Genomic DNA, 15,505 nt, shown 5'->3' on the forward strand with positions numbered 1-15,505 from the left:
TTTATGGAATATTACCAAACAGAGTTACAAAAATTTATCTTTATATTAGTGTGCTCATGGTAAACAATGCATAATGGAAGAAAGTAAATTCGACTTTAAAGAAGACGAACAGCAGCAAATTGAAAAGGATAAAGTTGTTGAAGAAAAGAAAGAAGCTGTTAGAAAAGATGCTCAGGGTCTATTTTCTAGTGTTTCTAATTTTTTAAGCGAGCTTCTTGATTTTAGAGACGATACAGATCGAGATGCCACGGTAGATGCTATTAAAGCTGATATTTCTTTTAAAGGTGCTACCGCATGGATTTTGGTATGTTCGATAATGGTCGCTTCTGTTGGTCTTAATGCCAATTCTACGGCAGTGGTCATTGGTGCCATGTTAATATCTCCTTTGATGGGGCCAATTTTAGGAGTAGGACTTTCTATTGCGATTAATGATATTGATACACTCAAACGCTCGTTGATAAACTTGGCGATTATGATTGTACTGAGTTTGTTAACTGCATTTCTGTTTTTTAAATTCTTTCCATTAAGTGAAGATACTTCAGAGCTTTTAGGTAGAACACAGCCAGATATCCGAGATGTACTTATTGCATTTTTCGGTGGTTTGGCCTTAATTATAGCTAGAACTAAAAAGGGAACAATAGCTTCTGTGATTTTTGGTGTGGCTATCGCAACAGCATTAATGCCACCTTTATGTACTGCTGGTTATGGATTGGCTAAAGGTAATTGGTCTTATTTTTTAGGAGCGATGAATCTGTTTACCATCAACACAATTTTTATTGCCCTAGCAACATTTATTGTACTTAAGGTATTAAGATTTCCAATGCTAAAGTATGCAAATTCTATAAAAAGAAAGCGTATAGCAAGGTTTGCAGCTTTGGTAGCAGTTGTTGTTATGATATATCCAACCATAACATTTATAAAAGTTTTAAATCAAACAAGATTTGAAAATGATTATAAAAATTTTGTCAAAAATGAGATAACAGAGAACCGAGAGCTTTGGTTTCAGGATGGTATACCTAACTATGAAGAAAAGAGAATAACGCTTTATTTTAATGGTGAAATTACGGATGCAACTGAAGCTGATTTGCGAAATGAACTCAAAGGCTATGAAAAAATTAAGGATTTCGAATTAATCATAAGCGGTAATAAAAATAGAAGTATAGATAAAATTTCGGATGCCTATGACAGAGCCATTGCAGAATTAGATAGAAAAGATAATATTATCTCTGGCTTGCAAAAAGAGATTGTAGAACTTCAAGAAAACATTAGTGGACTAAATCAACAAATTGAAGCGCAAAATGCGTCAAACAAGAATGAAGTGGCGTTTTCTGCTTTAGCCAAAGATGCTAAAATTAGGTTTAAGGATTTAGAGTATTTTGGTTATGCGAAAATGTTGGAATCCAGAGATTTTATAAAAATTGATACTTTGACAGTCGCTAATGTAAAATGGAAAGTTAATCTAAATGATAGTTTGGTTATAGTGAAAGAAGGAGAATTGTTGCAGTGGTTAAAACAGGAATTAAAAACTGAAAAGGTAAGAGTTAAAAGAGATTAATTATTGGTTCTCCTCAATATACATTTTTCGGACTTTCTTGAATAATTCAGAAGAATAAACGAAGTCAGTTACAACCTCATTATCTGTTTTAAAAATAGTCTCTTTAGAGCCTTCCCACGCCTTGAGACCATCTTTTAAGAAGACGATTTTCTCACCAATTTCCATAACTGAATTCATATCATGAGAGTTGATTACTGTTGTAATTTGATATTCATCTGTAATCTCTTGGATCAGATTGTCTATCACTATAGCCGTTTTTGGATCTAATCCAGAGTTTGGTTCATCGCAAAATAGATATTTTGGCTTATTCACAATTGCTCTTGCAATCGCAACACGCTTTTGCATTCCACCAGAAGCCTCACTAGGCATTTTATGATGGGCATCATCCAAGTTAACACGATTCAATACAAAGTCTACACGATCCTGCATTTCACTTTTACTCTGTTTGGTAAACATTCGTAAAGGAAACATAACATTTTCGGCAATGGTCATGGAATCGAAAAGTGCACTGCCTTGAAATACCATTCCAATTTGAGATCTCACTTCGGTCTTCTCATCATTACTTAGATTACTAAATACCTTACCGTCATAAGAAATACTGCCTTGTTCATATTCAAACAAACCCAATAGACACTTTAGAAAAACTGTTTTTCCAGAACCACTCTGACCTATGATAAGATTGGTCTTTCCTTTTTCGAAAGATGTTGTAATACCTTTTAGAATATGCGCATCACCAAATGATTTATGTAAATCGTTGACTTCTATCATTAGCCTAGGAGTAAACTGGTTATTAAATAATTAACTAAAATAATAACTACACTGGTCCATACAAAAGACGTTGTACTTGCCTTACCTACTTCTAAGGCGCCACCTTTCATAAAGTAACCGTAAAAAGATGGAATGGTTGCCAGAATAAAAGCAAATACCATAGTTTTTATAAAGGCATAAGCCATGTGAAACGGAATAAAATCATTTTGCACACCTTCAATATAATCTTCTAATGTCCCATATCCACCATAAACACAAGCCGCTAATCCGCCAAGAATCCCTAAGAACATGGCTATTGAGATAATAAAAGGATATAATGTTAAGGCGATAAATTTTGGAAACACCAAGTAGTTAATAGCATTGATTCCCATCACCTCCAAAGCATCTATTTGTTCGGTAACGCGCATAGTGCCAATACTAGATGTGATAAAAGAACCTACCTTACCTGCCATTATAATGGAAATAAATGTTGGTGCAAATTCTAAAATTATGGATTGGCGAGTGGCAAAACCAACCAGATACTTCGGGATCAATGGATTACTGATGTTCAGTGAAGTTTGAATGGCAACAACACCTCCAACAAAAAAAGCAATAAAAGCTACAATGCCCAATGAACCTATAATAAGGTCATCAATATCCTTTAGGATTAAAGTTTTCAGTACAGACCACTTCGTGGGCTTACGAAACATATCTTTAATCATTATAAAGTAAGTGCCAATATTATGAAGATACTTCATAAATGCTAAAGTATAAAAAATGATTAGGACTCGAGCAAATTCAAAAGTATTATATGTATAATAATTTGGAATGGCGAATTGCATGCAACGAATAATTAAAAATGAATATAATCACATGAAATTACATTAAATTAAAATTAAGATAATCTAAAAACTGTATTTTTGAAACTTAGACTAAAGACGATGTCATTATGAAATGAGCCATAATAAATCTTCATACCAACAGAGATGATCATTGGCGAATTCCATCTGACCATTGGAAAACAATAAAAATAAACAGATGAAAAAAATCTTCACTTTAATTATATCTATAACCTTGTTTTTTTCTTGTGGATCTCAAGAAAAAGTGGCCATAGCTAAGACCTCGATAAATTCCACTCCACTTGATGAAAAGCCTAAGTTGGTTGTTGGTATTGTTGTAGACCAGATGCGTTATGATTACTTAACACGATTTGCATCTAAATTTGGTGAAGGTGGCTTCAAGCGTATGATTCGAGAGGGATTTAACTGTAAAAATAATCACTTTAATTATGTGCCGACCTATACAGGGCCAGGACATGCTTCTGTTTATACAGGAACAACTCCAAAATACCATGGTATCATCTCTAACAACTGGTACGATAAAGACATCAAGGAAACTGTATATTGTGCGCAAGATGATTCTATTGCTTCGGTAGGTACTGAAAGTGATGCTGGTAAGATGTCACCTCACAGAATGTTAACCACGAGCTTTGCAGATGAAAACCGTTTATTCACACAAATGCGAGGTAAAAGTATTGGTGTAGCAATTAAGGACAGAGGTGCTATATTACCAGCAGGTCATGCCGCAAATGCTGCCTATTGGTTCCATGGCAAGGATGAAGGTGTTTGGATAACAAGTACATTTTATACAACAGCTCTACCGCAATGGGTAAAGGATTTTAATGATTCTGATACTGCTGAATCTTATTTTAAGGTTTGGAATACTTATCAACCTATTGAAAGTTATAAAGAAAGTGGAAGTGATCTCAACAATTTTGAACGTGGTTTTAAGGGAAAAGAAACAGCTACGTTCCCCTATGATTTGGAAGCGTTAAAATCTGAAAATGGTGGCTTTGACATTTTAAAGGCAACCGCTTATGGAAATAGTCTAACCGTGGATTTTGCCATAGCAGCACTAAAAGGAGAGTCTTTAGGTCAAGATAATGATACTGATGTATTGGCTGTTAGTTTTTCAAGTACGGATTATGTAGGTCATAATTTTGGTGTGAACTCAAAGGAAATCCAAGACACCTATGTTAGACTAGATAGAGATTTAGAGCGTTTATTTAACTATTTAGACGAGACAGTTGGTAAAGGAGCGTACACGGTTTTTTTAACAGCAGACCATGGTGCTGTGCATGTGCCTGCTTATTTACAATCTGTAAATATACCTTCTGGTTATTTAGATTATAATGATAGAAAGGAAAGATTTGTAACATTTTTAGAAAGTAACTACGGGAGCAAAGATGTTGTGGAAAACGTGAGTAATAACCAAATATTCTTTAATAAGGCTAAGCTGAAAGAACTAAATCTAAACATTCACGACGTTGAACAGGCCTTAGTAGATGAGCAGATTAGTTATCCTAATATAGCCAAAGTTTATACGGCAACTACAATGAATAGTACTAATTACACCACTGGTATTGAGGCTTTATTACAAAATGGATTTAATCAGAAACGTTCTGGTGATGTCATTGTTGTAGATGATATTGCGCACATTGCTTATAGTAGAACAGGTTCTACACATGGTAGTGGATTAAATTATGATACGCATGTACCATTATTGTTTTTTGGAGCTGGTATAAATCACGGAGAGACTTTTGATAAAACAGTGATTCCAGATATTGCGCCTACAATTTCTGCTTTGTTAGGGATCAGTTTTCCTAACGGTTCTACAGGTAAACCTTTGGGTTTTGTTATAGATTAGTGAGCAAAGGACCTTATAAAGAAAGATCCTTTGCTTAATGTTTAACAGTCAGGTAATAATTCTATTACCCAGCATCCTCCATCACTGTTTGAAGTGAAGTGAGGACAAGGTTGAGCATAATAGTGATCAGAACAAAAATCACCGATTTTTTTAATTCTGTTGATATCACCTCCAAAAACTTGTTTTTGTTCAGTTCTGTTTAGTGCTTTTCCTAGATTTAATAAATTTTTCATCATTAAAATATTTAAAAATTAAATTAACCTTGATCACTTAAAGACACTCAAGGGTTATGTCTATTCCTCGCGAGAAAATATCTTAGAAGCTAGATTGTATTATATTTTTTACCAATAATATTTGTATTAAAAGAGATGACACAAAATTTGCAATTCTTTATGCTATTTGGTCTTTTTTGGATCGGTTTAGAAAAAGACTGCCTTGATTGGCAGCCTTAATCAATAAAATTAAAATGCTCATTAATATTGACATGAACCTGAAACGCATGATCCTTGGTAATATCCATTTCCGGTACCGCCACAACCTACTTGCATACAGTCTATTGGCTCATATCCTGCGGGAAGACCAAAACCAGAGCAGTCAGAATTAGTTTGACATTCGCACTGTTCTCCACAATCTTTTGTTAGTCTTGCTCCACCTCCTCCAAAAACTTGTTTTTGTTCAGCTTTGTTTAAGGCCTTTCCTAGATTCAATAAATTTTTCATAATTAAAATATTTAAAAATTAAATTAACCTTGGTCATTTAAAGACACCCAAGGGTTATGTCTATTCCTCGCGAGAGAATATTTTATGATAGATTCACTTTTTGATTGTGTTCATTAAGAATAGCTTTTTAACGATTCTGAATAGGCCGCCTCTAATTAGAGACGACCTATTATAAATATTTGTTAATTCAAAAATTAACAAACCATAACCCAATGGCCACAGCCATCATATGGTCCACAAGCGTTAAAGTCCCCAGAATCACAAGGAGAGCCATTTGCACACACGTCATGATGTTCATATGAGCAACCGCTGCCAGATCCTTCATTGCTGGCATGAGTAATGTAAGCTTTGCCACCACCAAAAACTTGTTTTTGTTCAGCTTTGTCTAAAGCCTTTCCTAAATTCAATAAATTTTTCATAATTAATTATTTATAAAAATTAAATTAGCCGTGAACATTTAAAGACACTCACAGTTTGTGTCTATTCTTCGCGAGAGAATATTGTTCAATGCAAAGTCCTTTTTTAAGGGCTTTGTTGTTATGCCTTTTCAGCTTTTATAAAAGGGATATGTGGGTTGTTTACTTCAGAAAGCTCTTCTAAATTTTCTATGAAGTAAATAAGATCATTACGGTCAAACATTTTGGGATAAGATTTACCGTTGATTAGAATCTCTGGAGTAAAATTGATACTATTATCGCTACACCAATTAAATTGATCTCTAAGTATGGGCAGGTAATTATTTGGTTGAGAACATTCGTTCCATTTTTTTAGCCATTCACTCGGAGAAGAGTCCCCGTAGATATCGTGCATGGCATCTAGGCAAGTTTCAATATTTTCTATATGATATATTTCTAAAAGTCGAGCTGCAATTTTTACAGCTGTGTTTTCTGGGTGTTCAGGATTGATATTAAATCGTATAGTAAGTTTAGTTAATTGAGGATAGTTACTGAGAATCTGTTCTATAGTTTTGTGAACGGGTTTACAGTGTCCGCATAAAGGATTGGTTATTATTACAATATTTAGGTTACTGTTAGAATTGCCATAAATCATTTCTTTCTTGGATGCTACATACGTACTGATTGTTTTGTTTATGTCTAATTGGTTACTGAATAAATCAAAGTTTCTTTTAAACTTATAGTAATCAACTTTGGTTTTCTTGAGTGTTTTATTGTCTTTGAAAAATCTTGAGGCCAATAGCCATAGTACGCTTACAAAAGAAAAAGAAAGTACAACGATCAGTGTACTTTCTAAATTATATATTGGCTCGAAATTTAATAGTGCAATACAAGCTTGACACCACATAACTGCTACAATGCTTAGGCAGAGAAAGCACCATTTTTTTATAACTAGGGACTGGAAGTAAATAGAATAAATGGTTGTCGGTAATGCCATTAGACTTATTAGTTTAGGAATAAAGATTGCTTTGCTACTTAATGACAAAAAAGAAATGGCTAAAGCAAGGCCTGTGAAGTATGTGATACTGAGATCGCTAAGCTTCAAATTTTTGTAGACTGTTGAAGCTTTAGAGTTAAGAACGGCATTACAGCTCTTTTTTTCACTTGGATTAGAACAAAACGCATCTACAAGAATATTGCTTTCTCCTTGTTCTTGCTTGAAAACACTTATGGATATATAGATTCCTATTATGGATAGACATAAGAAACCAAGGTCAATTGTACTTGGTTTAGAAAGTATCAGCATCAAAGCGAACGCAATGAGAGTTGTTAAGACCAAACCTTTGAGTAGATTCGGATTTAATAGGGATTCACTAGACATTGTTGTAGTCGTATCTTTTTCTACAGCCAATAATATGCCGGTAAACTGATTTAAAAACTCGAATTCGGATAGTGTCTTCTTTTGTGTCTCGCTAAGTGTTATTTTGCAACCATTTTTGATCTTAGTAATAACAACAAACTGTTTTTGGGAATCAATTTCCAGTTGTGCTAAAAATGTAGTTGGTAGCTGATTGAATGTATCAATAGTTTTAGGAACATCTAAAGCTAAGTTTTCAATATTGAAGTGGTCTAGGACTCCAGTTACTGCATGTAAGCTTGGATATGTTGGATGGCTTTGAATTTGAAAATCCAATTCATCAAAATCTACAGTTATTTTATTTGCTTTTAGTAATTGCTGTACAAGAAAACTTAGTGGATTTTTCACGGTAAAGAAATTTTTAGTTTTCCTTACTGTTCCTTAATTAAAGTTTTGTTACCCATTTTTTTAAAAAATGTAATTAAATAAAAATCATATATGCAATAAAAAACAACGAATGAACATATTCTTAAAAAGTTAATATAATTAATCATTAAGCAAGTTCCTTAAAAGAAAACCTCTTGAGTATATTAATTCAAGAGGCTTTTTCATTATGTCAAATGATTTTATTTATCAAGAATTACTTGATGGATTTCTTCAATTTTATCGTGTATTATTTTTATAAAGTATTTACCATTTGGAAATCTAGATAGGTTTAAATTATATTTTCCATCCAATTGATTTCTATTGTCTTTTTGGGTTTTTAACAAATTGCCGCTAAAGTCGTAAAACTCCATAGTAACCATGGTATTTGAATTTTTACCTTTATCATTGTTTTCATCCTGAGAAGTTATATTAAGATTAGACTGTCTTTCTTCGGTTTCTATAATTTCTAATATATCACTTCTAACCGGATTTTGAGCAACTCTAAAGTTGGTAAAACCACCATCGTCTGAGCAATTTGTGAATTGAATTACTAAGAACGTAGGCACACTCCATCCGCAATTGCCCCTTGCTCTAACCGTCACAATACCTGAGGTAGGTCTATAACTAAAAAATTGCGCCCGATTATTAGTTGCTAACATATTAAAATCTCCTGATACTATATTCCAGTCCCATTCCAAGGCACTTGATGGTGTTGTGAAATTAATATTACCATAATGGTCTGTGCAGAAAGAAAATGTAGCTTCCTGTTCTCCATCTTCGCCATAAATAATAGGACGTTGTGCTCCTAAACTAAGATCTTTAATAATTTCTATACCATTATTAAAGGTTGCTTTGATCCAACCTACACTACTAAGATTAGTAGCTTTCACTGTTATGGTTGTTCCTGTGTTATCTAGCATTTGTAAACTATTAGACACTTCCCAGTTAACAACATCGCCAGGGACTTTACATTCATCAAAACTATAGGTTTCTACTTCAAAGTAACATAAAGAACTACTACCAGATAATCTTCTAGCATCAAAAGGGAAATGTGGGTCTTGTGGATTCTCTGCTAATTCTTCTAAAAGCCAATCTTTACTTGCCTTTGTAAAAGAGGTATGTCTTTCATTTCTACTAGGGCCAAAATAACTATCAAAAGGAATCTCATTGTCACAAAGTAAGTTTCTATTAAGACTATTTCCCCAATTAAAATCACTGTTATAAAAACCTAATGCGCTCACTGTAGGTATAAATGAATGTATCTTTTTATTTGTTCTAGATTCAAAATGATCACCATGAATACCAAGTAGGGCAAATCCATAAGCTCCTAAGACATTTCCGAAGCTAATACCATTATTAAAACCAAATATGTCAGGGTTGTCTCCCATCACTGCTGCGTGTATTTGATCTTCGCTATTGTAGTAGCCTCCAGGAACATTATCCATGCTTCCGTTAGGATTAATATTTGTATAACTGGCTGTTCTAAGAGGTTTAAATAATCGCCACAGTCTAGCTAATTGTTGATGCTGCCCACTTTTAGGCATATATTTAGTATTCATCTCGGCAATTTTAGTATCCCACCATAATTGATCGGCAAATCCATGAATCCTAAAGTCTTCCGTCCCTTCCCTGCCTAAATTTATTCCATTGAGTGATCCATTGACAATAGCAATTTTTCTTAAATTTTGCGGATATCCATTAGAACCTGGTAAACCATTTGAAAACAACCTGCTGTAATATTCTTGATACACCGGTGAACCTCCGTTTTGATAATCTGAGCTATGTCCAGATTTGTGTTGTTCAATTAATTGTTGATTTGCTGCAGTTGATTTAAGTTGGTCATAGTAAAAGTCTTGAGCGGCAACACTATCTCCAAAAACATCCAATAAATTTATCATAGATTGTATTCCAAGAGGGATGTTTGCTCCCAAATGAGGACTATCAACACTCACCCACAAACGTGTGTTATGGTCTATATTATATTTCTCCATGTAAGCTAGAGCGTATCTACTAATTTGACCTCCCATACTAGGGCCGACAATAACCAATTCTTCATCACTATTATTGTCTTCTAATTTTCCATTAAGATAGTTATATAGTGCTATGTGATTCATTGCATTACGTTCAATATAGTCTGCACCACCATCAATTGTTACTCCATTTCTTTCATAAGTAGGATGATTTACTAAAACTACATCGTAACCAAGGTTTCTTAAGGTAGGAATTAGTGGCTGACCGTTATCATATACCATGAACTCTTCTATTGAAAAATGCATGTCATTTGGAAGATCTGAATCACTATCTTGTATTTTACGTTTGTCCCCAGGGTCAAAACCATCAATAATTACAATAGGTTTTAATAAAGTTGGTTGTGTGTTTCCATTGTTGGTATGGTAGAAAATGCGAAAATCAATCTCTCCGCATATTGGAGCAGACTCGTCATAGCCTTGAAACGGAATTGTACAAGTAAATTCTTCGACATTTTCAATTAATGGATCATTTCTTAATTGTTGATATTGATTTTTTAATTTAACATGAAGCTTTCCGTAGGTTGTTTTTTTTGTTCCATTTGTATATGTAACTACGAACTTTAATGTTTTATATCCAGTTTCATCGTAAGAAATTTTTAGAGATTTTCTCTGATAATTTCCATTCTCATAAATTAAATAATCTTGATTTGTACCAAAGTTTGCTGAAATTGATTTGATTTCGTCAACATTATCTTCGAACCATAAATTTGAATCGAATGTATAAGTCAGTTCATTTCCATGAGCAAAGTCTAATAATGGAGAGATTACTAAAATGTCGTGCTCTAAAAATGCTGGGTTATCATTTCTTCTAGTAAAAGTATTATTTTCAAAATGTAAAGCACCTTTTGATTCATCTACCGGATTATAATTTATACTGTTCAGTTTAGCAGATATTACACCAATATTTACAGTTGTTAAATCTTCACTTTTTTTGTAGAATTTACGTGCATTTTTATATGACATAAACTTATTTTTATTTGAAGATTTATAGAGTTCTTGAAGTGCTTGCTCAAAATAGCTTAATACAGCTATGTTTTTATCTTCAGAATTGAAACTGGTTAAATTAGAAATAGGCGTGGTGCGTTCATATAAGAACGATGATGTAAGATGGGTTTTGTCAATATTTACTAACATACTATCTATGTTAGGTTCTTGTAGTTCATCTTTTGTCTGGCTATAGCCAAAACAAATAGAAGATATGATTGTGAATAGAGTCAGAAAATTTCTCATTATTGAATGTCTTTATGATTGTTATATTTTTTGTCTGATTTTAGTTGAAACAATCACATTAAGGAAATTCTCTTTCTTTAATTAATGGATTTTTTATATTACAGAATATGTATTTCACAGAAATAGAGATTAATTATTTCTCTACTGTGCACAACACCTAATTTTTGTTACCCAATAATTTTTAGTTATTTTCTTCGGAAAAGAAAAAAGACAAGTATTAGACATAAAAGCCCTAGGAGATAATAGCATAAGACAGGGAAGTTATGTTTCATTTCTATTGTTCCTGTGTCACCTATTAAAATAAAGGAAGCCCAGTAATAGGGTGAGGCATTACTCAATGAATTAGTCTTTAAATACTCAAGTTTTGCATTATGAAGTGCTAATGACTTATCCTGATTTTGACTCAAGTTTGTATAGAATGAATTCACTAACTTCAATGTTGCTTTATCATTTACCTCCCAAAGTGTAGGCATAACACTGTGGGATCCCGAGTTAAAGAAGCCTCTTGATAAACTCATAACACCTTCACCATGATGAAGCTCTCCCAATGATGTATTACATGCACTAAGAACTACTAATTCTGCCGAAGTTTTTAATTTATAAATGTCTTCTAAAGTTACTTTTTGGTCATATAAAGCAATCCATGGGCTTATACTGTCATTAGCATTAGCATGAGATGCAATATGTAAAACGTTATAATTATTAGTTTCTTTGAAAAAGTTGGCTTTAGAAGCATTCTCTTTCAAAAGAATTTTGGCGTCAAACGTTTGGTCAATAAAGCGTAATTCTTCTTTAGAATTTGGTAACGACGTTAGACCTTCGGGAAATTCTAATGGAGCAATCGCTACTATATTATTTGCATTGTTTCTTTCAATTTTTCTGTTCTCACTTAAAAAAGTTAACGAGTAGGAATAGTTTATTTCGTAGGTATAAATAAGATAACTTAATTCCTTGTCAGAAGTTGTGAGTGACTCAAATGGAATGTTTTGTAGATAATAATCTGGGACTATTGTTAGCGTCTTATCTTTTATAAAAGGCTTAATCTCATCCGGAAACAAGAGCCGATATAAGCTGTTTGAAACCTTTTTAAAACGTTCTATGGATTCCTTATCTCTAAAAGGCGTGTCAATAAGATTACGATATTCAATTACTAATTCTTTAAGTTCTTTACAATCTTTTATTTCAAAAAGATGAGTTTTAGATGAGGTAAGGATAAGCCCATAGCCTTCGTCATCTTCATCTTCTGGTATTATATATTCTATGTAGACCTTAGGCGCTTTTAAGAAATCCTTTCTAAAGTTATTAAAGTCAATAACTTTGGCTGGTTCAAGTGTTTTAAAATAAAATTTGTACTCTGGGCTTAAATCATTTAAGAATTCACTATAATTTTCTTTCGCTAAAAGTAGATGACGTTGAATTGAGTCTGAATTGTTTTTAACCCTTAGTCTTTCGAGCTCGATGATATTGCTATTTAGTTTTAGCTCTTGTTTGGCTATGTTTTCAGGAACCTTAGTGCTGTTTCTAATTGATTTTAATGAGATATCTTCTAGTAATAACAGAGCTTTATTTTTCTCCATATAATAAAATGCTCTTTCAGGCTCGTTTAATAAAAAGCTAGCTTTTGTGGCTTTAAGATAAATTTCTGAAGCTGTCTTTCTCCAAAATAATTTTGACCGATTATCTATATTTTCCAAGCGGATTTGATCGGCTAAGAAATCGGCTAAATTCAAAGTTTTGAAAATATCATTATGGTATTCTTTACTATTCAGATTTTGCTCGCTCAGTTCAATCCAAATGTTTGCCTTGTGCATTAGACCAGAAATTAGTTGAAATTTTGTCTCACTCTTTATTAAGTCTGATTTTGTAGGTAAACTTTTAGAGTTAGATGAATCTATTTTAATTAATGTGCCTAATGATTTTTGAATATGATATAAAGCTTCTTCATAGTTTTTGAAAAATAAATTATGCTTACTCAAGTTTCGGTGAACCAGAGATTTCATGTTCGGTCCTGCATCATAACGTAATGCTTTTTTCAAATAGAATTGCGCTTCTTTTTTTTCATCTTTCAGGTAAAGTACGCCGAGGTCATTATAAGTTTTATTTAAAAGTTCAGGACTGTTTATTTCTAATGCGATTTCTAGTGCTTTGTCGAGGTGTTTTTTGCCATTTTCAAAATCATAATCAATTCTATCGATATAAAGATTGCCGAGTTGAATATACATTTGATGAAAATAGGTAAGATCAATAATTAATTCTGAAGATGGATCACTATCCATTTCTTCTGCCTTTTTTATAACCTCTGATAAGGTATTTATGCCCTCTTCCAGACTTTGTGGTGAGTTTATTAATTTATTTGCCTGAGCAATGCCTAGTACACTTTTTATCTCGTAAATAAAATTATTGCGGTTTTCAGCAATTTTCTGGGATAGCTTAAAATAGTCTCTTGATAAATAGTACCGGTCAGTAATAAAATATATTTCGGCAATATCATGAGCTCCGCGCAGCACATAACCATCTTGCTCATTTAGAGCTAACAATTGTTTATAGGTGACCAAGGCATCCTCAAGTCTATAACTGTAAAGTTGATAGTACCCTAGGCCATAAAGATTGCGCCTATAGGAGATGCTGTCTTTCATTTTTAGCGAATCCATCAGTGCTACATTCATTCTACAAAGTTCAATGGCGTTGTTTTCCCAGTTCATTTGTTGTATCCATTGCCATCTTGTAATTTCGAAAGTATCGTTTATTAAAAAATCGATTTCACCTTGTTGTTTATGCTTTTTTATTAACTTATAGAATTCATTGTTCTTTTCTTCTGCGGTCAAACTATCAGAATTTTTTATTTGAGTAAATTCTTGAGATGTTGCTTGGGACAAACAATTTAAGTGAATGGATAAAATAATTAAAGCTAGTAATTTAAAGGAGTAAACTCTCATTGTATAAATATAAAAAAAAGGATAGGCTGTCACAGCCTATCCTTTTTTAATTTAAACTAAATTTTACATAGTAAAGCAATCATTATAATTAACCAACCATCGAGGTAAGTTGGACGGAGGCGGGGGCGGAGGTGTGCGCTTTACTCTATTACCATTAACATCAAGCATTGTTGTACTAGTTCCACCTCCACCTGCACCTTGATTCTGCAGATGCCAATACCAATCATTCCCATTAGCATCTACTTCTGGTAAGCCCATGGAAACTAAATGTTGGTTAAATTCTGCCAAATCAACAATCCAACGTTCCACATTGCCACAAGACATATTTGTACTCTCGATAACATGATATATCGTAAAGTGATTAGACATTAAGTTTCTATAGTAAATATTAAATGGCCCATTATAACTTGGATTGTTTGGGTCACTATTATATTCGTTTTCAATAGTATCCATATTTAGATACAAGTAATAAACATCTGTGTCGCTTCCAGGTAATGGAGTAGTTGAATTTGCGGTGAATGAAGGTGCTCCATTTAAGGTTTTTGCTATTGCGTTAGCTTGTGTTTCTAATGGACCATCTAGAGGATTATCTGGATTTGATTTGTTAGATATTACGTCAGTTTTTAGGTTCTTAGATTCGTACTCAGTTTCTTGGGTAGGATTCGTCTGCATTTCCTCAGAAGAGCAACCGAAAGCCAATACTATGAGTAATAGACTTAAAAATTTAATTTGTTTTGTTTTCATAATATATTTGTTTTAACCTCCAGTTACCAAAATAATAACATTGTTACCCAATAAATATAAAAGTTTATTTTTGTTTATGAGATTAAAATCGACGAGTGACAGATAATTCCTTCTTTTTAAAAGCCTTAATAGCAAATGACTCTAAGGCTATTAAGGATATATATAAAGCTAACTTTTTTAAAGTTAGATCCTTTATAGTAAAAAATAGAGGGCAGGAACAAGATGCAGAAGATATTTTTCAGAAAGCTTTATTGCAATTAGCCGTACGTTATAAAAAGGAGAAGTTTATTATTAATACGAGTTTTGAAGCGTATTTATTCACGGTCTGCAAAAATTTATGGCGTAGAGAACTAAATACTAACAAAATCAGGGTAACAAATAATGACAATTTAGAACTTAAGGATGATAATGAAGACATTGCTTTAGCAGTTTTAGAACAAAAACGCTGGGAATTATTTACAGAAAGTCTAGATTTAATTTCCGAGAATTGTAAACAGATTTTAAAGTTATTTTTTGCGAAAACAGCTTATGCAGAAATTATGGAAAGATTTAATTATAATTCTGAGACTGTGGTCCGACAGCGCGTATTTAAATGTAAAAACAGTTTAAAAGCAATAGTTAGAAACGATAAACGATATAAAGCTCTGACTGAATTGTAAG

Annotated in this window: 12 protein-coding genes; 3 read left to right on the plus strand and 9 right to left on the minus strand. The window is 32.9% G+C overall.

Annotation, left to right across the window (positions count from 1 at the left end):
* Positions 1-73 precede the first annotated feature (73 nt).
* A complete protein-coding gene (locus H7F21_RS15610; protein WP_185790248.1) occupies positions 74-1,555 on the plus strand; it encodes a DUF389 domain-containing protein in 1,482 nt (493 codons plus the stop codon).
* Here H7F21_RS15610 and H7F21_RS15615 read toward each other — a convergent pair whose 3' ends face one another.
* Positions 1,556-2,323: an ABC transporter ATP-binding protein gene (locus H7F21_RS15615; protein ID WP_185790249.1), complete on the minus strand. Its 768-nt coding sequence runs from the start codon at positions 2,321-2,323 to the stop codon at positions 1,556-1,558. It abuts the gene before it with no gap.
* On the minus strand, positions 2,323-3,060 hold the full coding sequence (locus tag H7F21_RS15620) for an MlaE family ABC transporter permease (protein ID WP_185790250.1): 738 nt from the start codon (positions 3,058-3,060) through the stop codon (positions 2,323-2,325). The genes H7F21_RS15615 and H7F21_RS15620 overlap by 1 nt, the downstream gene beginning before the upstream one ends.
* A gap of 280 nt (positions 3,061-3,340) precedes the next feature.
* Between H7F21_RS15620 and pafA the strand changes: the two genes are divergently transcribed.
* Complete coding sequence (pafA, locus tag H7F21_RS15625) at positions 3,341-5,008, plus strand: alkaline phosphatase PafA (protein WP_185790251.1); 1,668 nt, start codon at positions 3,341-3,343, stop codon at positions 5,006-5,008.
* A gap of 41 nt (positions 5,009-5,049) precedes the next feature.
* Here pafA and H7F21_RS15630 read toward each other — a convergent pair whose 3' ends face one another.
* From H7F21_RS15630 to H7F21_RS15660, 7 genes are all read right to left on the minus strand, one after another.
* Positions 5,050-5,244, minus strand: a complete 195-nt coding sequence (locus H7F21_RS15630) for a hypothetical protein (RefSeq protein WP_185790252.1) — start codon at positions 5,242-5,244, stop codon at positions 5,050-5,052.
* 237 nt (positions 5,245-5,481) lie between these two features.
* The gene (locus tag H7F21_RS15635) at positions 5,482-5,727 is read right to left on the minus strand and encodes a hypothetical protein (RefSeq protein ID WP_185790253.1); all 246 of its coding nucleotides are present in this window, start codon (positions 5,725-5,727) and stop codon (positions 5,482-5,484) included.
* A 194-nt stretch (positions 5,728-5,921) separates the two neighbouring features.
* On the minus strand, positions 5,922-6,146 hold the full coding sequence (locus H7F21_RS15640) for a hypothetical protein (protein ID WP_185790254.1): 225 nt from the start codon (positions 6,144-6,146) through the stop codon (positions 5,922-5,924).
* Positions 6,147-6,264: 118 nt separating this feature from the next.
* Complete coding sequence (locus H7F21_RS15645) at positions 6,265-7,887, minus strand: vitamin K epoxide reductase family protein (protein WP_185790255.1); 1,623 nt, start codon at positions 7,885-7,887, stop codon at positions 6,265-6,267.
* A 218-nt stretch (positions 7,888-8,105) separates the two neighbouring features.
* A complete protein-coding gene (locus H7F21_RS15650; protein ID WP_185790256.1) occupies positions 8,106-11,165 on the minus strand; it encodes a T9SS type A sorting domain-containing protein in 3,060 nt (1,019 codons plus the stop codon).
* A gap of 185 nt (positions 11,166-11,350) precedes the next feature.
* A complete protein-coding gene (locus H7F21_RS15655; RefSeq protein ID WP_185790257.1) occupies positions 11,351-14,041 on the minus strand; it encodes a CHAT domain-containing protein in 2,691 nt (896 codons plus the stop codon).
* A gap of 123 nt (positions 14,042-14,164) precedes the next feature.
* A complete protein-coding gene (locus H7F21_RS15660) occupies positions 14,165-14,845 on the minus strand; it encodes a hypothetical protein (RefSeq protein ID WP_185790258.1) in 681 nt (226 codons plus the stop codon).
* A 95-nt stretch (positions 14,846-14,940) separates the two neighbouring features.
* Between H7F21_RS15660 and H7F21_RS15665 the strand changes: the two genes are divergently transcribed.
* On the plus strand, positions 14,941-15,504 hold the full coding sequence (locus H7F21_RS15665; RefSeq protein ID WP_185790259.1) for a sigma-70 family RNA polymerase sigma factor: 564 nt from the start codon (positions 14,941-14,943) through the stop codon (positions 15,502-15,504).
* Position 15,505 lies beyond the last annotated feature (1 nt).

This window comes from Winogradskyella flava, assembly GCF_014243395.1.
Classification (GTDB): Bacteria; Bacteroidota; Bacteroidia; order Flavobacteriales; family Flavobacteriaceae; genus Winogradskyella; species Winogradskyella flava.